Source organism: Pseudomonas sp. GOM7 (assembly GCF_026723825.1).
In the GTDB taxonomy this organism is placed as follows: domain Bacteria; phylum Pseudomonadota; class Gammaproteobacteria; order Pseudomonadales; family Pseudomonadaceae; genus Aquipseudomonas.
In genome coordinates this window covers 3736373-3760082 of the sequence record NZ_CP113519.1, presented here as the reverse complement: position 1 = coordinate 3760082, position 23710 = coordinate 3736373, and the positions used below count along the sequence as shown (strand labels likewise).

Genomic DNA, 23710 nt, shown 5'->3' with positions numbered 1-23710 from the left:
AGCGTGGTTTATTCCATATTGATGATCACGTTCTCTTGCCACATCTGCGGCAGGGCCTTGGAGGTGGCTTCCCAGGCGGCAGCATCCTTGATCGGCTTGACCTTGGCGTACTGCTCGTTGGGCAGCAGCTTGGCCTGTACCTCGGCCGGCAGGGTCAGGTGCTCGGCGCGGATCGGCCGGGCATTGCCCTTGGCCAGGTTGATCTGGCCAGCGTCGGAGAGGATGTACTCACGCGCCAGCTTGGCCGCGTTGGGGTGCTTGGCGTACTTGTTGATGATGGTGGTGTAGCCGGAGATCACCGAACCGTCGGACGGGATCAGCACCTCGAAGCGGCTCGGGTCGATCTGGTCGCGGTAGGACAGGCCGTTGAAGTCCCAGACGATGCCGACTTCCACTTCACCCTTCTCCAGGGTCTGGATGGTTGGGTTGGACAGCGACAGGCGGCCCTGCTCGGCGATGGCGGCGAAGAAGTCCAGGCCCGGCTGGATGTTCTTCTCGTCGCCACCATTGGCGATGGCGGCGGCCAGCACGCCATTGACCGCCTGGGCGGCGGCGCTGACGTCACCAATGGCGACGCGGTACTTGCCGTTCTTCAGGTCGGCCCAGGAGCGTGGCACGTCCTTGACCAGTTGCTTGTTGACGATGAAGGCGATGGAGCCGGTGTAGGCCAGCATCCAGTGGCCGTCCTTGTCCTTGGCCCAGTCCGGAATCTGCTCCCAGGTGCTCGGCTTGTAGGGTTGGGTCACGCCCTGCTGCACGGCGATGGGGCCGAAGGCGGCGCCGACGTCGCCGATATCGGCGGTGGCATTGTCCTTCTCGGCGGCGAACTTGGCGATTTCCTGCGCCGAACTCATGTCGGTGTCACTGTGCTTGAGGCCGTATTTGGTGCTCAGGTCGTTCCAGGTGTCCTTCCAGTTGGCCCAACTGTCGGGCATGCCCACGCTGTTCACCGTACCTTCGGCGCGAGCGGCTTTTTCCAGCGCCTGCAGGTCGGGGCCTGCAGCCATGGCGGAGGTGGCCAGAGCAATGGCCGAACCCATCAGAGAAGCCAGCAGCAGTTGTTTCATCGGAAACTCCTTTGCATGTGAGTGTTGGTCTAGATCAGCAATACCTGAGCCAATTTAGGCGCCTTCGATGACAGTTTTGTGTCCAGGCGCCGACGGCAGATGTCCAGTGCCGCCAGCGAGGCGCTTCCAGCAAGCGTAGACCATGGCTAGAGCCTTGATTTTTCTAGGTTGGAGCCTGGCATGAGCGATGCTTGTAGCTTCATTGTCATCGCTTGGTCATCTGCTTTGCCTAGGCTTGTCACAAGCATGAGCTGCAGGTCTTTGCCCTGTAATGGGGCTGGACTAGTCCAAAAGGGAAAAATTGATGCGTATAGAAGCGCCGCGTGCCGTCACCACCATCTGCCGTGCCTTACAGGAACAGATCGACCGCGGCCTGTTGCCCTCGGGCAGCAAGTTGCCCGCCGAGCGCAAACTCAGTGAATTGTTCGACACCACACGCATCACCTTGCGTGAGGCACTGGGCCAGTTGGAAGCGCAGGGGCTGGTCTACCGCGAGGAACGGCGGGGCTGGTTCGTGTCACCGACGCGCATTGCCTACAACCCGCTGGTGCGCACGCATTTTCACGCCATGGTGGCGGGACAGGGGCGGGTGCCAGCCACCGAGGTGCTGAGCGCGCGACTGATTCCTGCATCAGCGCAGGTCTGTCAGATTCTCGAATTGCCGGCCCTTTCCAGCGTCTATCAGGTGTGCCGGGCGCGGCGTATCGACGGGCGCCTGGTGCTGTACGTCGAGCACTACCTGAACCCGGCGTATTTTCCGGGGATTCTCGACTTCGACCTGACCCGCTCGCTCACCGACCTGTATGCCAGCGAGTACGGTATTCATTACGGGCGGGTGCGTTTCGACATGGTGCCCACGGCGCTGCACATCGAGGCGGCGGCCAGTCTGCGGGTGGCACCGGGCAGCCCGGCATTGCGCATCACTCGGGTCAACCGCGATCAGCACGGGCGCATCATCGATTGCGATGTGGAATTCTGGCGACACGACGCCATTCACGTCAGCGTCGAGGTGCCGGAGTAGAGAGGGGCGGCACGCGGGTGGGTGACCGTGGGAGATGCTTTAGCGGCGAGCTTTTGTCGCGGCTAAAGCCCCTCCCACGGTTTGCTTCTGCTGCGGATCAACCGCCGAGGTAGGCGTCGCGTACTTTCGGATCGTTGAGCAGCTCTTCGCCGCTGCCGCGCATGACGATATGGCCGTTCTCCAGCACATAGCCACGGTCGGCCAGCTTGAGCGCCTGGTTGGCGTTCTGTTCGACCAGGAAGACGGTCACACCGTCCTGGCGCAGTTGCTCGATGATGTCGAAGATCTGCTGAATGATGATCGGCGCCAGACCCAGCGACGGCTCGTCGAGCAGCAGCAGGTTGGGCTTGCTCATCAGCGCGCGACCGATGGCGAGCATCTGCTGCTCGCCGCCGCTCATGGTGCCGGCGCGCTGAGCGAAGCGTTCCTTCAGGCGCGGGAACAGGTGCAGCACCTTGTCCAGTTGCGCCTGATTGTCCGCCTTGTTGCCGAAGAAGCCGCCCATGGCCAGGTTTTCCTCGACGGTCAGGCGGGCGAACACGCGACGGCCTTCCGGTACGATGGCGATGCTCTTGCGCATGATCTCCGGGGTGTCCATGCCCACCAGCTCTTCACCCAGGTAACGGATGCTGCCACTGGTGGCGCGCGGGTTGCCGCACAGGGTCATGAGCAGGGTGGACTTGCCGGCACCGTTGGCACCGATCAGGGTGACGATCTCGCCTTTCTGCACTTCGATGCTGACGTCGTGCAGCGCCTGGATCTTGCCGTAGAAGGTGGAGACGTTGTTGAAGCTGAGCATGGATTACGCCTCCCCCAGATAGGCTTTGATCACGTCCGGGTTGTTGCGGATCTGCTCCGGCGTGCCATCGGCCAGGGGCGTGCCCTGGTTGATCACGTAGATGTGGTCGGAAATGCTCATCACCAGCTTCATGTCGTGCTCGATCAGCAGCACGGTGACATTGTGCTGGTCACGCAGCATGGCGATCAGCGCCTTGAGGTCTTCGGTCTCGCGCGGGTTGAGGCCGGCGGCCGGCTCGTCGAGCATGAGGATGCTCGGGCGGGTCATCATGCAGCGGGCGATTTCCAGGCGGCGTTGCTGGCCGTAGGCCAGGGTGCCGGCGCTGCGGTTGGCGAACTCCAGCAGGTCGACCTGCTCCAGCCAGTGCGCGGCGTACTCCATGGCCTCGCGCTCGCTGCGGCGGAACGCGGGGGTCTTGAACAGGCCGGCCAGGTAGCTGGTGTTGAGGTGGCGGTGCTGGGCGATCAGCAGGTTTTCCACCGCGGTCATGTCCTTGAACAGACGCACGTTCTGGAAGGTACGCACCACGCCCTTGCGGGCGATCTTGTGCCCCGGCAGGCCTTCGATGGCTTCGCCGTTCAAGCGGATGCTGCCTGAGCTTGGCTGGTAGAAGCCGGTCAGGCAGTTGAACACGGTGGTCTTGCCGGCGCCGTTCGGGCCGATCATCGACACCACCTGCTTTTCCTTGACGTTCAGGCCCACCCCGTTGACGGCCAGCAGGCCGCCGAAACGCATGGTCAGGCCGCTTACTTCGAGAATCGTGCGGCTCATCGCTTCAGCTCCAGGTGGGGACGTTGCATCGGCAGCAGACCTTGCGGGCGCCAGACCATCATGAAGATCATGACCAGGCCGAAGATCAGCATGCGGTACTCGCTCAGCTCACGCATCTCCTGCAGCATCACCATGACGATGGCGGCGAGTATCACGCCGAGCTGCGAGCCCATGCCGCCGAGCACCACGATGGCGAGGATCATCGCCGACTCGATGAAAGTGAACGACTCCGGTGTCACCAGGCCCTGGCGCGCTGCGAAGAAGCTGCCAGCGAAACCGGCCAGGCTGGCACCGATGGTGAAGGCCGAGAGCTTGATCACCGTGGGGTTCAGTCCCAGCGCGCGGCAGGCGATCTCGTCCTCACGCAACGCTTCCCAGGCACGGCCGATGGGCATGCGCAGCAGGCGGTTGACCAGGAACAGGGTCAATAGCACCAGCAGCAGGGCGATCAGGTAGAGGAAGATCACCTTGTACTGCGAGTTGTAGGCCATCTCGAAGAAGCCATGGAAGGTGGGCATGTCCGCTGGCACGCGGCGCTCGAAGGACAGGCCGAACAGGGTCGGCTTGTATTCGTTGGCGATGCTCAGGCCGTTGGGGCCGCCGGTCAGATCGGTGAGGTTGCGCAGCAGGATGCGGATGATCTCGCCGAAACCGAGGGTGACGATGGCCAGGTAGTCGCCACGCAGGCGCAGCACCGGGAAACCGAGCAGGAAGCCGAATAGCGCGGCCATCATCCCGGCGATCGGCAGGCAGATCCAGAAACCCAGGCCGAAGTAGTGCGAGAGGATCGCATAGCTGTAGGCGCCGACCGCGTAGAAGCCGACATAACCCAGGTCGAGCAGGCCGGCCAGGCCGACCACGATGTTCAGGCCGAGGCCGAGCATCACGTAGATCAGGATCAGCGTGGCGATGTCCACCGCGCCGCGGCTGGCGAAGAACGGCCAGACCAGCGCCACCATGACCATGGCCAGGATGATCCAGCGCTGGGTGGAGGGCAGGGTGAGGAAGTTGCCAACCTGGCCGGAACCACTCGGCAGCTTGGGCAGCGTGGCCCAGGCCGGGGTGAGGTGATCACGCAGCAGTTGCCAGACGAACACCAGCACGGCCGCACCGATGATGCACCACAGCTCGAACGGTGTGGCGCCATGGACTTCCAGGTTGATGCCGACGGTGGTCAGTTTCAGGCCCACGATCGGGTACGCCATCAACAGTACCAGCAGGGCCCCGAAAATGGCGGGTTTGAGATTGCGCGTCATACCTTTTCAACCTCCGGACGGCCGAGGATGCCGGTGGGGCGGAACAGCAGCACCAGCACCAGCAGGCTGAACGCCACCACGTCCTTGTACTGATCGCCGAAGATGTCGGCACCGAAGGCTTCGGCCACGCCCAGTACCAGGCCGCCGAGCACGGCGCCGGGGATGCTGCCGATGCCACCGAGCACGGCAGCGGTGAAGGCCTTGATGCCGGCGAGAAAGCCCAGGTGCGGGTTAATAACGCCGTATTGCATGCTCAGCAACACCGAGGCGATGGCCGCCAGGGCCGCACCGATGACGAAGGTCAGGGCGATGATGTTGTTGGTGTTGATGCCCAGCAGGTTGGCCATCTTCAGGTCTTCGGCGCAGGCGCGGCAGGCACGCCCCAGGCGCGAGCGGGAGATGAACAGGGTCAGGCCGACCATGGCGATGAAGGTGACGATGAAGATCAGCACCTGCATGTAGGAAATCACCACGCCATTGGCCGCGCTTTCACCGAGCACGAAGTTGCCCGGCAGCAGGCTGGGGATGGCCTTGTCCTTGGAGTCCTGGGAAAGCAGCACGGCGTTCTGCAGGAAGATCGACATGCCGATCGCGGAGATCAGCGGGATCAGCCGGTTACCACCGCGCAGCGGACGGTAGGCCACCCGTTCGATGCTGTAACCGTAGGCACTGGTGACGATCATGGTGACCACGAAGGCGGCGATCATGATCACCGAGACGGCGTCGATGCCGAACATGGCCAGGCCGGTGATGACGATGAAGGCGACGTACGCGCCGATCATGTACACCTCGCCATGGGCGAAGTTGATCATGCCGATGATGCCGTAGACCATGGTGTAGCCAATGGCGATCAGGGCATAGGTGCTGCCAATGGTCAGGCCATTGAGCAGTTGTTGTAGGTAGTGATAAAGATCAGGCATAGCCTAACTCCTGGGCAGCGCGTAAAGCGGCGCTTGTGGCGCAACGCGAGGCCGGAATTCTTCCAATAGACAAAAGCCCACTGCGACATGCAGTGGGCTTTGAGCTCAGACGGGTAGCTTACTTGGCTTCGGACTTGGTGCCGTCCTGGTGCCACTCGTACACCACGAAGCTGAAGTTCTTCAGATCGCCCTTCTCGTCGAAGGCCAGGGTGCCGGTGGGGGTGTCGAAGCTGTTGGCGCGCAGGGCTGCGGCCACTTTGTCGGTGTCGGTGCTGCCGGCTTTCTCGATGCCTTCGGCGATGACCTGCACAGCAGCGTAGGCCGGGAACACGAACGGGCCGCTCGGGTCTTCGTTCTTGGCCTTGAAGGCCTCGACCAGTGCCTGGTTCTTCGGATCCTGGTCGAAGGACTTCGGCAGGGTCACCAGCAGGCCTTCGGAGGCCGGGCCGGCGATGGCGGAGATTTCCTTGTTACCCACGCCTTCCGGGCCCATGAACTTGATGTTCAGGCCGCGTTCCTTGGTCTGGCGCAGCAGCAGGCCCAGTTCCGGGTGGTAGCCGCCGTAGTAGACGAAGTCGACACCGGCCTGGTTGAGCTTGGCGATCAGCGCGGAGAAGTCCTTGTCGCCAGCGTTGATGCCCTCGAACATGGCGACCTTCACGCCTTTGCTTTCCAGGGTCTGCTTGACCGCAGTGGCGATGCCTTCGCCGTACTGCTGCTTGTCGTGGATCACGGCAACAGTCTTCGGCTTGACGTGGTCGGCGATGAAGTTACCGGCGGTCGGGCCTTGCAGGCTGTCCAGACCGATGGTGCGGAACACCAGGTTGTAGCCACGGGCAGTGATTTCCGGGCTGGTGGAAGCCGCAGTGATCATCAGGATGCCTTCGTCTTCGTAGATGTCGGACGCCGGCTGAGTGGAGCTGGAGCACAGGTGACCGACCACGAACTTGACGCCGTCGTTGACGATCTTGTTGGCTACGGCCACGGCCTGCTTGGGATCGCAGGCATCGTCGTAGACCACGCCTTCGAGCTGGGCACCGTCGACGCCGCCGGCCTTGTTGATCTGCTCGATGGCCATCTTGGCGCCGATGAACTGCATTTCGCCGTACTGGGCGACGGCGCCGGTGACCGGGCCGGCCAGGGCGATCTTGATGGTGTCGGCTGCCATCGAATAGCTGGCCGCCCCAGCCAGTGCCATTGCGGCGAACAGCTTGGAAATCTGCTTAGTAGCCTTTTTCATAGTGCTCCACTCTTTATATCTTCGTTGTTTTAGTTCTTGCAGCCTTGGCAGCAGAACCGGGTTGGAAAACCCGTCCAGGCCACCGGCAACTGTACCGGAACAGTGTAGAGCGCCAATTTACGCCTTGAAAAGCCAGCAGTTGGAGGCGGCAGGAGGGGTGTCGCTAAATTGCAAGGAACGTATAGAAACACGGCGTGTCCTGCTGCAGGCGCCGAGCGCCTCGCGGCTTGCCAGCGGGTAGGTCGGCGCTATCATTGCGCGCTTCCATACGCCGACCGACAAAGGGCATGCCATGACGGAACACACTAGCACCCTCTATGCCAAGCTGCTTGGCGAAACCGCCGCCATCACCTGGCAGGAGCTGCAACCCTTCTTCGCCCGTGGCGCATTGCTCTGGGTCGAAGGCGGGCAGGATCTGGTGGCAGTGGCCGAGGCCGTGGCCAGTAATGACCAGGTCAGGGTCGCGCAGTGGATGGCGCAGGGCGTGCTGGGCAAGCTCGAAGATGGCCAGGCTGAGGATCTGTTGTCGCGTGACCCGCAGCTCTGGGCCGTGGTGGTGGCGCCCTGGGTGCTGGTTCAGGAAAGAGCATCGAGCGTTTCGTTGCACTGACAAGGTGCGGGCACGAAGCGTATGCCCGGTCTAGACTGCTTGCCTCATGCAATCGTGAACAGGTGAAGGAGTGGCGACATGTACGAGCCCGGTCATTTGCATCGTGACAACCTGCCAGGCCTCCCGGGGCAGCCCGAGTACAGCATCGACTTCTATTACGAGGTGCGCCAGGACGCCAAGGAGGGCCCCATGCTGCATGGGCGGCTCGTCGGTGAGATCGAGGGCAAGCCGTTCGAGGAGACCTTCGAGATGCATCGCGACACCGCCTTCAATTTCGCCAGCGTGATCTCGCGCTTGGTCGCCAAGCACGGCCTGCCTCCCAACCACAGCCCGATCATGCGCGAGCACAAGGAGTATGACGCGATCTTCGAGGACATTCGCGCCAAGCTGCACGCCAAGCCTGGAGAGTCGGTGAATTTCGACCACCTGGAAGAGGATGGCTTCTGAGCAGCAGGGTTGCCGTCCGTTTGCATCGTCTTCGAGGCGCCTCATGCCCTTTGCTGAACCCCTCATCGCCTTCACCCTGGCGGCCATCCTGCTGACCTTAACGCCAGGTATCGACACCGCGCTGGTATTGCGCACCGCTGCCATCGAGGGGCGGCAGCAGGCGCTGAGTGCTGCCACCGGCATGCTTTATCCTGGGTTCTTCGCATTTTAGGGGGGGAATGCTTGGTTGACACCGGACTGGCAAGTTTGTGTGAATGTGCCGTTATTTTCGGTGTTCAGGCTGTTTATCGCGTTCTGCTGATATTTTTGGTTTCGCCCTCCCGGGCGAGTCACTTTTGACGGGCAAAAGTAACCAAAACCTCCGCCCGGTCATCCGAGCTAGGCGCCCCCGCCCTGCTACGCGAGGGTTCGTTACTCGCTTCGCTCGCCCTTCGGGCCAGCCTTCGGCTGTTACTCCGCTTCGCTACGTTTCACTCCATCGCCGTTCCAGAGGCCCGCCGCGGTGGACCATCCCTACCTAGGCGGCCCCGGCCATCGCGGCTCTCGGCTTTGGCATCCTGCGTCGCTCTACCTCCTGCATCCATGCAGTCGTCGCGACATCCATGTCGCTCGACCTCTTCCACGACGATTCCGCTCGCCCTCCTGGGCGGGCTCTGCACGCGCCTGAACCTGCGGTTACTCCATGGGACTCTACGCGCTTGGATATTGGGTCAGCCTAAGGGCTGACCGCAATGTCGGCTGCAGGTGGCGAGATCCATGCGTATGAAACTACTCGAATGAAACTATCGGTTTAATTCTATGGCCACGTCGTGACTTCACAGCCGCTAGAACACGCCGGCCATCCCATGGCGTGCCTGTTCGTTCAGGCGCGCGGAAGCCCCCTTCAGGAGGCCGAACGTAGGCGCTGCGCAGGGGGCGAGTGGCATGGATGCCACGAGAGGCGTAATGGGCCAGGGATGGCCCATGTACGCCGACCCCGGAGCGGTGCTGGAGTGAGGGGAGTCGAGCGCAGCGAGACCCGGATGGCGGGGGTGCGTTTCTTTTGCTTACTTTTCTTTGCGCATTTCAAAGAAAAGTGAGTCGCCCGAGGGGGCGAAACCCGGAATACCTGAAAACACCGCAGCGGCGTCCAAAACACAAAAAACACACAAACTTGCCAGTCCGGTGTCAAAACTGACTTTCTCGAGATTCCGCGAAGATCCTTATTCTGTGCGGCGCAACGACGAACCAGGCGGTGAAGATGGACAGGTTTCAGGAAATGAGGGTGCTGCTGGCGGTGACCGAAGCCGAGAGCTTCGCAGGGGGCGCCAAGCGGCTGGGGATCTCGCCGCCCAGTGTGACCCGCGCTGTGGCGGCGCTGGAGGCGCGCCTCGGCACCCTGTTGCTGGCCCGTAGCACGCGCAGCCTGCGTCTGACCGAAGCCGGCCAGCTCTATGTCGAGGACTGCCGACGTATCCTGCTGGAGCTGGAGGAGGCCGAGGAACTGGTCGCGGGTGGCAACGTGCGGCCGCGCGGCCGGCTGAGCGTGACCGCACCGCTGATGTTCGGCGAGCTGTTCCTGATTCCGCGTATTGCCCAATACCTCGACAGGTACCCGGAGGTGGAGGTCAATGCGTTGCTGGTCGATCGTGTGGTGAACATGCTGGAGGAGGGCATCGATGTCGCCGTGCGCATCGGTTCATTGCCCGAGGGCGATCATACGGCACAGCAGGTTGGGCAGATTCGCCCGGTGGTCTGTGCTTCGCCAGCCTTTCTCGACCGCGTAGGGCGCCCGTGCCATCCACATGAGCTGCGCGCTGCGCCCATCGTCATGTCCACTGCCAGTGGTCTGCTCAGCCACTGGCAGTTCGTCGGCGCCGATGGTGCGTTCGGCTTCACCCCCGCACCGCGCTTCACCGTCAGCTCTAACCAGGCGGCGATCAGTGCCGCGCGCCTGGGTTGGGGCTATACCCGCGTGCTGTCCTACCAGGTGGCTGCCGCGGTGGCCCGTGGTGAGATCGAGCTGGTGCTCGAAGCCTTCGAGCCTCCAGCCTTGCCGGTGCACATCATTCATCAGGGCGGGCGCCAGGTAGCGGCCAAGGTGCGCACCTTCGTCGACCTCTGCGCGGCGAGCTTTCGTGCCGACCCGGCCCTGCGCGCAGCCGGGGCAGCGCCTGCCGCATGAGCCAGCACCGGGAGATGCAGGTGTTTCTCGCCGTGGCCGAGGCAGGTAGCCTGGCCGCTGCGGCCAGGGCACTGCAACTGTCGCAGGCCACGGTGATGCGCACCCTGAATGCCCTGGAGCAGCGCCTGGGCAGCAGGCTGTTGCGGCGCGGGCCACGGGGCGTCCAGCTAAGCCCGCTGGGCGCGCGCTTCGCCAGCCATTGCCAGCGCATCCTGCAGCGCCTGGAGGAGGCCGAGCGCTCGGTGACCGGGCTGCACGCCAGGCCCGCCGGACAACTGACCCTGGCCTTGCCGCTGCTGATGACGCACCAGGTGCTCATGCCTATCGCCGTCGACTACCTGGCGGCTTTCCCCGAGGTGAGCCTGGCCACCTTGGCGCGCGAAGAACTGCCCAGGTTGCTGGAGGAGGGCATCGACCTGGCGGTGGTGGTCGGTCATCTGCCCAGTTCGTCCGGTTTCGCCATACCGCTGGGGCAGGTACGGCCGCTGGTCTGCGCGGCGCCAGCCTACCTGGAACGCTGCGGCCGGCCCGCCAGCCCGGATGAGTTGTCGGCCCACCGTACCATTGCCACATCATCGACCGGCCATGGCGGCGAGTGGCGTTTCGCGGGCTCGGTGGTAAAGCTCGCGCCGCGGCTGATCTGCAACACGCCGCAGGCGGCCATCCGTGCGGCGCTGGCCGGCTTCGGCCTGACCCGCTGCCTGAGCTACGAGGCCCATCAGGAGTTGCACAGCGGGCAATTGCTGAGAGTGCTGGAAGCCTTCGCCGATGCGCCCGTGCCGGTGCAGCTCCATTACCGCGAGGGGCGCCGGGCGGCGGCGCGGGTACGCAGTTTCCTCGATTTCGCCGTGCCGCGCCTGCGCGCTCACCCGGCCTTTCAGGTCTGAGTCGATTGCAGAAAATGAAATGGTGGATTGCCCGATATGGTGATTCTTATCGGGGATGGATGAGGTGAACATGGCTCCATCGTCGCGAATGCCTGGCGTTATCTCGCGATGCGTTCATCCGAACTTTGCCAAGGAGCCATCCCATGTCCCGTCCCGCCATCAAGCTGTACAACTTTCCTCGCTCCGGCCACGCTCACCGCGCCGAGCTGATGCTGTCACTGTTGCAACTGCCCACCGAGCTGATCTTCGTCGACCTGGCCAAGGGTGAGCAGAAGACACCGCAGTTCCTCGCCCTCAACTCCTTCGGTCAGGTGCCGGTGATCGACGATGGCGGCACCATCGTCAGCGATTCCAACGCCATCCTGGTCTACCTGGCCAAGCGCTACGGCAACGACGACTGGCTACCGCAGGAGCCGGCCGCCGCCGCCCGTGTGCAGCGCTGGTTGTCGGTTGCCGCCGGGCCTGTGGCCTTCGGCCCGGCTGCGGCGCGGCTTGTCACCGTGTTCGGCTACTCGTTCAACACCGAGGAAGTGATCGGCCGCGCCCATGTGCTGTTCGCCGTGATGGAGGGCGAGCTGAGCGCCAGCCCCTTCCTTGTCGGCGACAAGCCGAGCATCGCCGATGTCGCCAACTACTCGTACATCGCCCACGCGCCGGAGGGCAACGTCTCGCTCGAACCCTATCCGAACATCCGCGCCTGGCTGGCACGCATCGAGGCGCTACCGGGGTTCGTGCCCATGCCGCGTACGGCCGCTGGTCTGCAAGCCTGATCACAACCGCTGCCGGGCATACCGGCAGCACCTTGTTAAGGAGGGCGCAGCATGCAACGGCTCCCCAGCCATCGACAGTCACCCTGGCACGCCGGTGAAAGACGACTGCAGGAACAGGTCGGCGTCGCCGAACGCATGGAAGTGTTCGGGCAGAAGGTGATTCGCGACTACATGCCGGATCAGCATCGCGAGTTCTATCAGCAACTGCCGTTCATCATCGCCGGCACCGTGGATGCTGCCGGCCAGCCCTGGGCCACCCTGATCGAGGGCGAGGAGGGCTTCGTCAGCTCGCCCGACCCGCGCTTGCTGTCCTTCGATCTTTCCCGCATGGCACTCGACCCGCGCGACCCGGCCACGCTCGGCCTGGGTGCTGGCGAGGCCATCGGCCTGCTGGGTATCGAGCTGCACAGCCGGCGGCGCAATCGCCTCAACGGGCATGTCAGCCAGGCCTCGGCAAAACGCCTGGACATCGCCGTGGAGCAGGCCTTCGGCAACTGCCCGCAGTACATCCAGTTGCGCCAATACCGCCATGGGAACGAGCGCGGCGACGAGCGCCTGGATGCCACCGAACTGGATGCACGTACCCGCGCGATGATCCAGGGCGCCGACACCTTCTTCGTCGCCAGTTACGTCGAGTACGACGATGGCTGCCGTGCGGTGGACGTCTCCCACCGGGGCGGGCGTGCCGGCTTCGTGCGGGTGCAGGGCAAGCGCCTGACCATTCCCGACTACGCCGGCAACCTGCACTTCAATACCCTGGGCAACCTCAGCGTCAATCCGCGCGCTGGCCTGCTGTTCGTCGACTTCGCCACAGGTGACGTGCTGCAACTGGCCGGCCGCGCCGAGATCATCCTCGACAGCCCGCTGATCCAGGCCTTCGAGGGTGCCGAACGGCTATGGACCTTCGATATCGAGCAGGTGGTGTTGCGCCCGGCGGCGACTTCGCTGCGCTGGGAATTCCACGAATACGCGCCCACCAGCCTGATGACTGGCACCTGGGAGCAGACCGAGGCGCGTCTGCGTGAGCGGCGTACTCAGTGGCAGCGCTGGCGCGTACAGAGCCAGCAGCAGGAGAGTGCCGATATCCGCTCCTTCGTGCTGGCGCCGGAACAGGGCCCTGCCCCGAGCATCGTCGCCGGCCAGCATCTGCCCATCCGCATCGTCAGCGCCACGGGCGAAACCCTGCAGCGTACCTACAGCTTGTCCAGCGCGCCGTCCGATGGTTTCCTGCGCATCAGCGTCAAGGCACAGGGCCTGGTCTCGCGGCATCTGCACGAGCAGGTCCAGGTGGGGGATGTGCTGGAGGTGCGTGCGCCGCAGGGTAGCTTCACCCTGAACAGCGCAAGCCGCCGGCCGCTGGTGCTGATCGGCGCGGGTGTCGGCATCACGCCGCTGTTGTCGATGCTGCGCGAGCAGGTGGCGCTGGGGCAGGGCAGGCCCATTCATTTCTTCCAGGGTGCGCGCACGCTGGCTGACTTGCCGTTCCAGGCTGAACTGGCTGAGCTGGTGCAGCGCGCCGCCGGCCTGCTGCATGTTCATCGGGCGCTCAGTGCCGCGGAGGCGTACGCGGTGCTCGGGCGTGACTACGAGCAGCCGGGGCGCCTCGATATGCAGCAGATCAAGGCGGCCCTGTCACTCGAGGGGCAGGACTTCTACCTGTGCGGTCCGACAGCCTTTACTCAGGCGATCTATGATGGCTTGCGTGATCTCGATGTTGCTGACGAGCGCATCCATGCCGAGGCCTTCGGCCCTTCGACGCTCAAACGCCGTACGGATGGTCAGAGCGTCATGCAGCCGCCTGCAGCGATCAAGGCGGTGCCGGTGTACTTCACGGCTTCGAGCAAGGAGGCGCGATGGACGCCAGGCAGTGGCAGCCTGCTGGAGCTGGCGGAAGGCCGTGGCCTGAGCCCCGAGTTCAGTTGCCGGAGTGGTTCCTGTGGCACCTGCAGGACGCGCCTGGTCAGCGGTCAGGTGCATTACCCCAATCCGCCGGCCGAGTTACCTCAGGATGATGGCTGCGTGCTGATCTGCTGTGCAGTGCCGGCTGCAGGCGAGCCGCTGCAGCTAGAACTCTGATGGGCTTCAGGTGCCGTAGGCCTGGATGCTGATGCGATTACGCCCTGCGCTCTTGGCCCGGTAGAGTTGCTCATCGGCCCATTTCAGGTGTTGTTCGAGGCTGGCCGTCGAACTCGGCAAGCGGGTCGCTACGCCGATGGAGAGGGTCAGCTTGTCGGCCACTTCGGAGGCGCGGTGCTCGATGCCGAGCTGCTGGATCGCCGCCTGCAACTGCTCCGCCACTGTCAGAGCACCGGCTTCGTCGGTGTCCGGCAGCAGAGCGGCGAATTCCTCGCCGCCCAAGCGGCCCACCAGGTCGTGAGGGCGGCGCACCGTGGTGTTGAGCGCCTGGGCGACCTCGCGCAGGCACTGGTCGCCCTGCAGGTGGCCGTAGAGGTCGTTGTATTTCTTGAAGTAGTCGACATCGATCATCAGCAGCGACAGCGGCTGCTGCTCGCGCAGGGCATGGGCCCGGGCTGCGGCGAAGCGTTCGTCGAAACCGCGGCGATTGGTGATGCCGGTCAGCCCGTCGAGCACCGCCATCTTGCGCAGTACGTCGCTCTGCAGTTTCAGCTTCAGGTGGTTCATCACGCGGGCGCGTACCACCAGCGAGTGAAAGGGCTTGCGGATGTAATCCACCGCGCCCAGCTCGAAGCCGATGGCTTCGTCGTCCTCGTGATCCTTGCCGGTGACGAAGATCACCGGAATATCGCGGGTTTCGGGCGTCACCTTGAGGCGCCTGCACACTTCATGGCCGTCAATGTCCGCCATCATCACATCGAGCAGGATCAGGTCCGGGGCCAGGTCACGGCTCATCTGCAGCGCCTGTTCGCCGCTGGTGGTCATGTAGACCTCGCAGTCGGCGCGAAATAGCTCATGCAGTAGACGGATGTTCAGCGTCTGGTCGTCGACGACCAGTAGTTTCGGACGCTCGTGGAGATAGGGTTTGAGACGCTCCAAATCAATCCCCTTGTATCGAGTGGTGTAATGCATGAAGCAGTTGCCGCGCCTGTGCGAAGTCCAGCGCGTCCACGGCCTGACGTATGGCTTCGACGCTGCCGCGCCATTCTCGTGGTATCTGCGCGGTCAGGGCCTGTACCGACTCGAGGGCGTTCAGGTTGCCCTGTTGCAATTGCAAGTCAAGGGCTTGCAGTGCCTGTTCCCATTCGCCGTCGGTTGCTACTGGCGTGTCCGCTGGCTCCTCTGTCGCAGGGGCGCAGGCGAACATCGCCCGCAGGCGTTCACAGCTCTCGGCCAGTTGTTGGCGCAGGCTATCGAGCCAGGTGCTGTCCTCGAAGAAGGGGGCGGCGTCCTGCGCGACCTGGCGTTCCAGTTCGGCGAAGTGGGCCGAGAGGCGTTGTGCGCCCATGGTGCCGGAGCTGCCCTTGAGGGTATGCAGGCTTCTGAGCACGGAGCGCAGGTCGCGTTGCTGCAGGTGTGTCTGCAACTGGTCGACTTGCTGCTGCAGGTCGGTGGGTAGCACCTCCAGCATCGAGCGCAGCAGTGGCAGGTTACCGCCGAAGCGCTTGAGGATGGCGGCCTGGTCTTCCAGAGGAGCATTCTGCTCCGTGGGCGGTGTCGTCTGCGTGGCCTGCAGACCGCACCACTGGCGGATCACCGCGACCAGCTTGTCGATGTCGATCGGCTTGCCGACATGATCGTTCATGCCGGCCATCAGGCATTGTTCGCGATCGGCATTGGAGGCGTTGGCGGTCATGGCGATGATCGGCCGAGCCTGGTGCGCCGCATGTTGGCGGATGCGCCGCGTGGCCTCCAGGCCATCGATGTCCGGCATCTGAATGTCCATGAGGATGGCATCAAAGGCGGGGTGGCCGTTCAGGGTCAGTTGCACGCCTTCCAGCCCGCCCTCGGCAAGGCTGACTTCGGCACCTTCACCGGCCAGCAATTCGCGGGCGACCTGGCGGTTCAGCGCGTTGTCTTCCACTACCAGCAGGCGTAACCCCTGCAGGCGCTGGCCCAGCTTGTATCCAGGGGTCGGCGTCTCACCGTTGCTACCATGGCGCGCCTGGAGGATACCGGCAACCAGTTGGCGCGGTGTGACTGGCTTGGTGAGAAAACCGGCGAAGGGCGCATCGGCCTCGCCATGGCGGTCGGCCAGTACCTCACGGCCATGGGCGGTGATCATGATGACGGTGGGCGGCGGGCGATGCTCCACGCTGCTGGCGTGCATGCGCTGCGCCACTTCCAGCCCATCCATCTCGGGCATGCGCCAGTCCAGCAGGACGATGTCGTAGGGAGGCTGCGCCTGTTGCACGCAGCGCAGGGCTTCATCGCCACTGGTGGTGATATCGGCATGCCAGCCCAGGTCGAGGATGGTCTGTTGCAGTAGCTGCAGCGCCATCGGGTTGTCGTCGACGATGAGCACGCGCAGGTGCTCCGAATCGCTGCGGGTTTGTACCAGCAGGTCACTGCCGTTGCTGGTGCCCAGGTCGATGTCGAACCAGAAGCGGCTGCCCGCGCCGAGTCGGCTCTCCACCTGCAGCGTGCCACCCATCAATTCCACCAGACGCTTGCAGATCACCAGCCCCAGCCCGGTGCCACCATAGCGGCGGGTGGTGGAGGCTTCGGCCTGGGTGAAACCGTCGAAGATGCGTTGCAACTGGTGCTCGCTGATGCCGATGCCGGTATCGCTGACGGCCACGCGCACTCTGACCTGCTCGGCGCTGCGCTGCAGTTGCTGCAGGCTGACCACCACCTGACCATGTTCGGTGAACTTGAGGGCATTGCCGGCCAGGTTGATCAGCACCTGCTGCAGGCGCAGGCTGTCGCCTCGCAGCACCTCGGGCAGTGCGGTGTCGATGTCGAACATCACCTCGATGTCCTTGCCGCCCTGATTGCCGGCCAGTACTACCGCCAGGTCACGCAGCATGGGTTCCAGCTCGAAGTCGTGCAGGTCCAGTTGCAACTTGCCGGCCTCGATCTTCGAGTAGTCGAGAATGTCGTTGAGCAGGCCGAGCAGGGAATGCGCTGCCCCCTGTGCCTTGAGCACATAGTCGAGCTGGCGTGGATTGAGTTCGGTGGCCTGAACCAGTTGCAGCATGCCCAGCACCGCATTCATCGGTGTACGAATCTCGTGGCTCATGTTGGCCAGGAAGGCGCTCTTGGCCGCGCTGGCCGCGTCGGCCTGTTCCTTGGCATGGCGCAGACCCGCTTCCAGATGCAGTTGAGCGGTGATATCGCGGTTGATTCCGGTGATCAGGACGGGGTTGCCCTGGTCGTCACGCTCGACATGGGCGCCAGGTTGGATATACAGAATCTGGCCGTCGGGCCTGATGGCACGGAACACCTGGTCGAAGGGCGCCCGGCCAGCCAGCCCGTCCTGCAGGTTGGTCTCGGTGGCTGCCAGATCCTCGGGGTGAACACGGTTGCGCCAATGCTGGTAGTCGAGACCTTGTTCGCGCAATTGCAGCGGGTAGCCGTACAGCTCGAACATGCGGTCGTTCCACTGCAGATGGCCGTCGGCCGGTGTCCAGGACCAGATGCCGAGCTCCGCGACCTTGGCTGCCAGTGCCATCTGATCATGTGCCGCGAGCGCATCGCGGCGCAGCCTGATCTCCTGGGACAGATCCAGGGCGATGCCCAGGTAGCCCATCAGGCCGCCATTGGTATCGCGCATGGTGGTGACCAGCAGCTTCACGGTGATGCGCGAGCCATCCTTGCGCACATAGGTCCATTCGCGGTTTTCGACTTCTCCGCGCTCGGGCTTGTGCACGAACACGCGAAAGCCGCTGATGGGTTGGCCATATTCCGCACTGAGTTCTTCGCCACGGGCCTCGAGCTCTTCGGCGAGGTGGAAGATCGCCGGAGTCTGCAGCCCGATCACGTCCTCGGCGGCATAGCCCAGCAGGCGCTCGGCACCGCGGTTGAAGACGCTGATCACGCCATCCAGGTCCGTGGCGATGATCGATATTTCCGATGCCGACTGCAGTACGGTGTTGAGCAGCACGTTGAGCTCGCGCAGCTCCTGGGTACGTTCGCCTACTTGCTCCTCGAGGCTGGCGTTGAGTTCGAGGATGCGCGCCTGTGCCGCTTTCTGTGCCGAGATGTCACGCACGGTCTTGGACAGGCCGATCAGAGCGCCGGTGTGATCGACCAGCGGTGACACCGAGACGGAAACGTCCAGCAGGTGGCCGTCCTTGTGCCGACGCTGGGTGTCGAAATTGTCCACCGGCTGGCGCGCAGCGATACGTTGCAAGGCGCTGCGTTCTTCATCGGCGAGGTGCTCGGGAATGGTCAGGCCCAGCAGTGGCCTGCCGATGGCTTGTGCGGCGCTGTAACCGAAGATGCGCTCGGCGCCATGGTTCCAGCTCACCACCGTGCCATCGAGATTCTGGCCGATGATGCCGTCGCTGGAGTTGTCCACGATGGCTGCCGAGCGGGCCTGCTCGACGAGGATCTGCCGATGGCGCTGGCGGTTGACCAGGATCACCCCGGTCAACGCCGCCAGCAGCAGGCTGAGCAGGGTGCCGATCAATGCCGCCAGGGGCGTGGGGAGCAGATTCAGTTGTTTGACGAAGGCGCTGGTGGCGTGCAGTTCGATCTGCCACTGCCGACCATAGACCTGCCGCGATACTGCATGCCTGGCAACGTCTTCCTCAGGCTGTGCAGCAGGGTGCTGATCGAAGAAACTCACCGGCTGATCGGCGTCGGTGATGTCGCTCAATTGCAGGTGCAGGCCTTCGCGATCGAGTTTCAGACCCTGGAGCACTTCCTCCGAGAGCAGGGGCGCGTAGCTCCAGCCAATACCTTTGCTCATGCGTGCCGCGACGGTATCGGGGGTGACCGCGCCACGGTAGATCGGCAGCAGGATCAGAAAGGACTGCAAGGGATTGCCAGTGGCCTGCACCAGGGTGATGGGGCCGGTAATGCGCACTTCGCCGCTGGCCATGGCGGCCATGGCGGCGCTGCGGCGGTTGTACTCGGAAGCGATATCGAGCCCCACCGCCTGACGATTGCCCTCTATGGGTTCGATGTACTGGATGATGAAGCGTTCACCGTCATGCACGGCTAGCTGGCGGATCTGGAAGTCGGGCATATCGTCGGCCCGGGCCTGTGCGAGAAAGCGCTCCTGCTGTTGCACCGGCACCCGACGAATGAAGCCGAAACCCCGTGCTCCGGGAAATTCCCGAGCGACATCGCGGGTCTTGCTGTAGTTGATGAAGCCCTGGCGGCTGATGCCATTTTCGCCGCTGGCCAGCACCGCCCCCCGCGCGCCGCGCAAACCATACTGGTAGAGCTCGATACGCTTGGTGACCACGTCCGCCGCACGCTCGGTGGCAGTGCTCAAGGCGTCTTGCAGACGTTGTTGGTTGCTTTGTTGCAGCAGGCCGGTCACCAGTGCGGTCAGTGCCATGCCCGCAGCGAAGCTGAACAGGACGGCACGCCGCACGGAGAGTGTCCCTGTCTTCATCGCTTGTCCAAGTCGGTTTGCAGACCCAGGGTGTCGCATAGCTGCGCGAAGGGCATGGGCCGACAGTAATGGAAACCCTGCATCAGCTCACAACCCAGGGCCAGCAGTTTCTGCGATTGCTCGTGTTGCTCCACGCCTTCTGCCACCAGTTGCATGCCCAGCGCCTGGCCCATGCGCACGATGGCTTCGATGATCGCGGCATCGCTTGGGTCGGTGAGCATGTCGCGGACGAAGCTCTGATCGATCTTGAGCACATCGATCGGTAGTTTCTTGAGGTAGGAGAGGCTGGAGTAGCCGGTGCCGAAATCGTCGATGGCGATGCGTACGCCCATCTGCTTGAGTGTCTCCAGCAGGCTGCGTGCCTGATCCACGTCGCGGGCCAGCACGCCTTCGGTGATTTCCAGTTCGAGCAGTTGCGGGGGCAACCCTGATTCCTTGAGCGCCTCGGTGATCATGCCGATGAAGGAGGCTTCGCGGAACTGTACCACCGAGATATTGACGCTCACGCACAGGCGCTTGCCGAGGTCGAGCAGGCGTTTGGCGTCGCGGCAGGCCTTGCGCAGTACCAGTTTGCCTATCGGTACGATCAGGCCGGTTTCTTCGGCCAGGGGAATGAACTCGGCCGGGGAGATCATGCCGTTTTCTTCGTGTCGCCAACGGATCAGTGCTTCCATTCCGCAGCTTTGCCCGTCGCTCACGTCGACGCGCAGTTGGTAGTACACCTCGAACACGCCCGATTCCAGCGCATTGCGCATGTGGCGTTCGAGCAGGTGGCGAGCACGGGCCGTGCTTTCGATGCTGTTGGAGAAGAAACGGTAGCGATTACGGCCTTCCTGCTTGGCCTGGTACATCGCCGAGTCCGCCTGGCGATAGAGGGTTTCGATATCCGTACCGTCATCGGGAAAGACGCTGATGCCGATGCAGGCGGAGAGGTCATAGCGATTGCCGGCCACCTCCATCGGCCTGGTGATGATCTCCAGCAGGCGTTCCACATGGTCACTGATGGTTTCGGAGCGCTGGATATCGGTCACCAGGATCACGAACTCATCGCCGCCCTGGCGGCTGACGGTATCCAGGTCACGAGCTGCCTGATTCAGGCGTTGGCCGACTTCGCGAAGAATCAGGTCGCCGGTGGAATGCCCCTGGGAGTCGTTGATGCCCTTGAAGTTGTCCAGATCCAGCAGCAGCACGGCGAGTTGGCTGCCATTACGTCGCGCCTTCTGCAGCATCTGTCCGGCGCGATCACGCAGCAGCATGCGGTTGGGCAAGCCGGTCAGGGCATCGACATAGGCCAGGCGCTTGGCCTCGGCGCGCAGGTTGAGGTGAGCGCGGATATGGGCGCGTGCCACCGGGATGCTCAGGGGCTTCTGGATGAAGTCGATACCGCCGAAATCCAGCGCCCGAATTTCATTATCCGTCTGCGTATGTGCTGTCACGAACATGATCGCCGCATCGCAGAGCTTGGGGTCGGCCTTGATCAGGCTGCACAGCTCGAAGCCGCCCATGCCGGGCATTTCGATATCCAGCAGCACCACATCCGGGCGGTAAAAGCGGGCCGCCTCCAGCGCCTGGTAGCCGTCATGCACGATATGCACCTGAGCCAGTTCGCCAACCGCTTCTTGCAGGATTCTGGCGTCACTGGGCTGATCGTCGACGATCAGTATGACCGGGGTGGGATCGAATCTGTTTTCAGGCATCTCGAAAGGGCCGAAAGCTTCAATTGAAAGGAGGATAGTTCAGTCTTGATGGGCATGCGCGGCCTTCGGCTGCGACGTTGTGGCAGGGGGGTAGTCCTGGCCCCGCGCACCAACTTGGCGCGCGGGGCAGGGGTATCAGAAGATGTAGTCGGTGGTCAGGAAGCTCGAGTGGCGGCCCTGGATGATGGCGCTGAATAGCGCCTTGTTGGCCTCCTGGTCACGGGTGGCCACCAGGGTGCGGATGGAGAACACGCGCAGCGCGTCATACACCGACAGGGTGCCCTCGGCCGAGTTCTTGCGCCCGTTGAACGGGTAGCTGTCCGGGCCACGCTGACACTGGGCGTTGACGTTGATGCGGCCGACCTGGTTGGCGAAGGCGTCGATCAACTGGCCAACCTGCGCCGGGTCGTTGCCGAACAGGCTGAGTTGCTGGCCGTAGTCGGATTGCAGCACGTAGTCGATCACTTCGTCGATCTTGTCATAGGGCACCACCGGAATCAGCGGGCCGAACTGCTCTTCGTGATACAGACGCATGTCCGCGCTGACCGGGCTTAGCAGTGCCGGGTAGAAGAAGGTTTCGCGCTGGCTGCCGCCGCCTTCGTTGATCACCTTGGCGCCCTTGCTCAGGGCGTCCTGCAGCAGGCCGTTAAGGTAGTCGACCTTGCCCGGTTCGGGCAGCGGCGTCAGGGCCACGCCCGGCTCCCAGGGCATGCCCGGCTTGAGCGCAGCGAGCTTGGCGCTGAAGCGTTCGAGGAAGGGCTGCAGCACGGCGTGGTGGACGAAGAGGATCTTCAGCGCGGTGCAGCGCTGGCCGTTGAACGACAGGGCGCCGGTCACGGCTTCTTCCACGGCGTTGTCCAGATCCACCTGCGGCAGGACGATACCGGGGTTCTTCGCATCCAGGCCGAGCACGGCGCGCAGGCGGTGCGGGCGCGGGTGCAGTTTCTTCAGGTCGCTGGCGCCCTTGTTGGTGCCGATAAAGGCGAACACGTCCACCTTGCCGCTGGCCATCAGGGCGCTGACGGTGTCGCGGCCCTTGCCGTAGATGACGTTGATCACGCCGGGCGGGAAGCTGTCGCGGAAGGCCTCGAGCAACGGGCGGATCAGCAGCACGCCGAACTTGGCCGGTTTGAACACCACGGTGTTACCCATGATCAGCGCCGGGATCAGGGTGGTGAAGGTCTCGTTCAGCGGGTAGTTGTAGGGGCCCATGCACAGCGCCACGCCCAGCGGTGCGCGGCGGATCTGGCCGAGGGTGCCCTGTTCCAGCTCGAAGCGGCTGGAGCGGCGGTCGAGCTTCTTCAGCTCGTCGATGGTGTCGACGATGTAGTCGCAGGTACGGTCGAATTCCTTCTCGGCATCTTTCAGGCTCTTGCCGATTTCCCACATCAGCAGGCGCACCACGGCTTCGCGCTGCTGGCGCATGCGCGCGAGGAAGTCCTCTACGTGGCGAATACGCTCGGCCACTCGCAGGTTCGGCCACAGGCCCTGGCCGTTGTCGTAGGCGCGCACGGCGGCATCCAGCGCGGCCAGGGCGGCATCGGCGTCCATCAGTGGGGCGCTGCCGAGCACCACTTGTTCGGTCTGGCCGTCCTCACGGGTCAGGCACACCGGGCTACGCACGCTGGCCAGGGGGCCTTGCCAGGTGTGCAACTGGCCATCGAGTAGGTAGTCGCGCTGCTCGATCGGCATGTCCAGCCGGTAGGCCTCGGGAATCTCGGCGGCGCTGGGAAAGAGGGTGTGCAAGCGCTTCTCTATGTTCATGCTTCCAGTCCTTTCAGTCATTACGAGAGAGAGGCCTGCATGCTCCGCAGGCCGTTGGTTCAGACCAGCAATTGCAAGGCCTCGGCGCTGGCCTGGGTGATGCGCTGCCAGTCGCCGCCGCGTACCCAGGTGTCGTCGAGCATCCACGAGCCGCCGACGCACATCACGTTGGGTTGTTGCATGTAGTGTTGCAGGTTGCTCGGGTTGAGCCCGCCGGTGGGGCAGAAGCGCACGTTGCCGAAGGGGCCGGCGAAGGCCTTGAGGGCCGCGACGCCGCCGGCCAGTTCGGCGGGGAACAGCTTGAAGCGGCGGTAGCCCAGGTTATAGCCGAGCATGATTTCCGAAGCACTACTGATGCCGGGCAACAGGGGGGCAGGCGACTGCAGACCGGCTTCCAGCAATGCCTGAGTGCAGCCGGGAGTGACGATGAACTCGGCGCCTGCCGCCACTGCCTGCTGCAGCATGTGTTCGTCGAGCACCGTGCCAGCGCCGATGCAGAGCTGTGGGCGCTGCTGGCGCAGCAGGGCGATGGCGTTCAGGCCGAGCGCCGAGCGCAGGGTGATCTCCAGGGTGTGCAGACCGCCGGCAGCCAGGGCGTCGGCCAAGGGCAGAATGTCCGCTTCCCGCTCGATCCTGATCACCGGGAGGATGCGCGCCGCCGTGCATATCTGGTCGATACGGGCGATCTGGCGGGTCATCTGCGTTGCCGGGGTGTCGAGGAGCGGGTGGCGTTGCGGGTGGTTCATCTTCAATCCTCGGAGGCCAGGCCTCCTGTGCTGTGGCGCGCTCGTAGCGGTCAGGTTGAGGTAGC

The 23710-nt window shown here is 63.7% G+C and carries 18 protein-coding genes and 1 pseudogene; 8 read left to right on the top strand and 11 right to left on the bottom strand.

The features are described from left to right. Nucleotides 1-8: 8 nt before the first annotated feature. Nucleotides 9-1067 (bottom strand): ABC transporter substrate-binding protein, encoded by a 1059-nt coding sequence (locus OU800_RS16480; RefSeq protein ID WP_268178402.1) that lies wholly within the window; start codon nt 1065-1067, stop codon nt 9-11. A 304-nt stretch (nt 1068-1371) separates the two neighbouring features. Between OU800_RS16480 and OU800_RS16475 the strand changes: the two genes are divergently transcribed. Beyond that, entirely contained in the window at nt 1372-2088 is a 717-nt protein-coding gene (locus OU800_RS16475) for a UTRA domain-containing protein (RefSeq protein ID WP_268178401.1), read from the top strand. Between the two features lie 97 nt (nt 2089-2185). Here the strand turns inward: OU800_RS16475 and OU800_RS16470 are convergent, their stop codons facing one another. The 5 genes from OU800_RS16470 to OU800_RS16450 all read right to left on the bottom strand — a co-directional run bounded on the left by OU800_RS16470 (nt 2186) and on the right by OU800_RS16450 (nt 7074). Further along, nucleotides 2186-2887 carry an ABC transporter ATP-binding protein gene (locus OU800_RS16470; protein WP_268178400.1) on the bottom strand — a complete coding sequence of 234 codons (702 nt, stop codon included), beginning with the start codon at nt 2885-2887 and terminating at the stop codon, nt 2186-2188. Nucleotides 2888-2890: 3 nt separating this feature from the next. Next, a complete protein-coding gene (gene livG, locus OU800_RS16465) occupies nt 2891-3658 on the bottom strand; it encodes a high-affinity branched-chain amino acid ABC transporter ATP-binding protein LivG (RefSeq protein ID WP_268178399.1) in 768 nt (255 codons plus the stop codon). After that, the gene (locus OU800_RS16460; RefSeq protein WP_268178398.1) at nt 3655-4914 is read right to left on the bottom strand and encodes a high-affinity branched-chain amino acid ABC transporter permease LivM; all 1260 of its coding nucleotides are present in this window, start codon (nt 4912-4914) and stop codon (nt 3655-3657) included. The genes livG and OU800_RS16460 overlap by 4 nt, the downstream gene beginning before the upstream one ends. Further along, on the bottom strand, nt 4911-5834 hold the full coding sequence (livH, locus tag OU800_RS16455) for a high-affinity branched-chain amino acid ABC transporter permease LivH (protein WP_268178397.1): 924 nt from the start codon (nt 5832-5834) through the stop codon (nt 4911-4913). The genes OU800_RS16460 and livH overlap by 4 nt, the downstream gene beginning before the upstream one ends. A 118-nt stretch (nt 5835-5952) precedes the next feature. Further along, nucleotides 5953-7074, bottom strand: a complete 1122-nt coding sequence (locus OU800_RS16450; RefSeq protein WP_268178396.1) for a branched-chain amino acid ABC transporter substrate-binding protein — start codon at nt 7072-7074, stop codon at nt 5953-5955. Nucleotides 7075-7366: 292 nt separating this feature from the next. Between OU800_RS16450 and OU800_RS16445 the strand changes: the two genes are divergently transcribed. The 7 genes and pseudogenes from OU800_RS16445 to OU800_RS16415 all read left to right on the top strand — a co-directional run bounded on the left by OU800_RS16445 (nt 7367) and on the right by OU800_RS16415 (nt 14028). Further along, entirely contained in the window at nt 7367-7684 is a 318-nt protein-coding gene (locus OU800_RS16445; protein WP_268178395.1) for a DUF2288 domain-containing protein, read from the top strand. Between the two features lie 78 nt (nt 7685-7762). After that, nucleotides 7763-8131, top strand: coding sequence for a DUF5064 family protein (locus tag OU800_RS16440; protein WP_268178394.1), 369 nt, complete (start codon nt 7763-7765; stop codon nt 8129-8131). A gap of 43 nt (nt 8132-8174) precedes the next feature. Beyond that, nucleotides 8175-8315: pseudogene (locus OU800_RS16435) on the top strand (LysE family translocator); the annotation flags it as partial. A gap of 1056 nt (nt 8316-9371) precedes the next feature. Continuing rightward, complete coding sequence (locus OU800_RS16430) at nt 9372-10295, top strand: LysR family transcriptional regulator (RefSeq protein ID WP_268178393.1); 924 nt, start codon at nt 9372-9374, stop codon at nt 10293-10295. After that, nucleotides 10292-11182, top strand: coding sequence for a LysR substrate-binding domain-containing protein (locus tag OU800_RS16425; RefSeq protein WP_268178392.1), 891 nt, complete (start codon nt 10292-10294; stop codon nt 11180-11182). Before OU800_RS16430 ends, OU800_RS16425 begins: the two co-directional genes overlap by 4 nt. Nucleotides 11183-11325: 143 nt before the next feature. Continuing rightward, the gene (locus OU800_RS16420) at nt 11326-11952 is read left to right on the top strand and encodes a glutathione S-transferase family protein (RefSeq protein WP_268178391.1); all 627 of its coding nucleotides are present in this window, start codon (nt 11326-11328) and stop codon (nt 11950-11952) included. Nucleotides 11953-12003: 51 nt separating this feature from the next. Further along, nucleotides 12004-14028, top strand: a complete 2025-nt coding sequence (locus OU800_RS16415) for a pyridoxamine 5'-phosphate oxidase family protein (protein ID WP_268178390.1) — start codon at nt 12004-12006, stop codon at nt 14026-14028. A 6-nt stretch (nt 14029-14034) separates the two neighbouring features. Here the strand turns inward: OU800_RS16415 and OU800_RS16410 are convergent, their stop codons facing one another. From OU800_RS16410 to OU800_RS16390, 5 genes are all read right to left on the bottom strand, one after another. Further along, nucleotides 14035-14967: a diguanylate cyclase gene (locus tag OU800_RS16410; RefSeq protein ID WP_268178389.1), complete on the bottom strand. Its 933-nt coding sequence runs from the start codon at nt 14965-14967 to the stop codon at nt 14035-14037. Between the two features lies 1 nt (nt 14968). Continuing rightward, a complete protein-coding gene (locus OU800_RS16405) occupies nt 14969-19438 on the bottom strand; it encodes a CHASE domain-containing protein (protein WP_442964709.1) in 4470 nt (1489 codons plus the stop codon). After that, nucleotides 19435-21135 (bottom strand): two-component system response regulator, encoded by a 1701-nt coding sequence (locus OU800_RS16400; RefSeq protein WP_268178387.1) that lies wholly within the window; start codon nt 21133-21135, stop codon nt 19435-19437. Before OU800_RS16400 ends, OU800_RS16405 begins: the two co-directional genes overlap by 4 nt. A 135-nt stretch (nt 21136-21270) precedes the next feature. Then, the gene (locus OU800_RS16395; RefSeq protein WP_268178386.1) at nt 21271-22899 is read right to left on the bottom strand and encodes an NADP-dependent glyceraldehyde-3-phosphate dehydrogenase; all 1629 of its coding nucleotides are present in this window, start codon (nt 22897-22899) and stop codon (nt 21271-21273) included. Between the two features lie 59 nt (nt 22900-22958). After that, nucleotides 22959-23597, bottom strand: a complete 639-nt coding sequence (locus tag OU800_RS16390) for a bifunctional 4-hydroxy-2-oxoglutarate aldolase/2-dehydro-3-deoxy-phosphogluconate aldolase (protein WP_268184353.1) — start codon at nt 23595-23597, stop codon at nt 22959-22961. Nucleotides 23598-23710 lie beyond the last annotated feature (113 nt).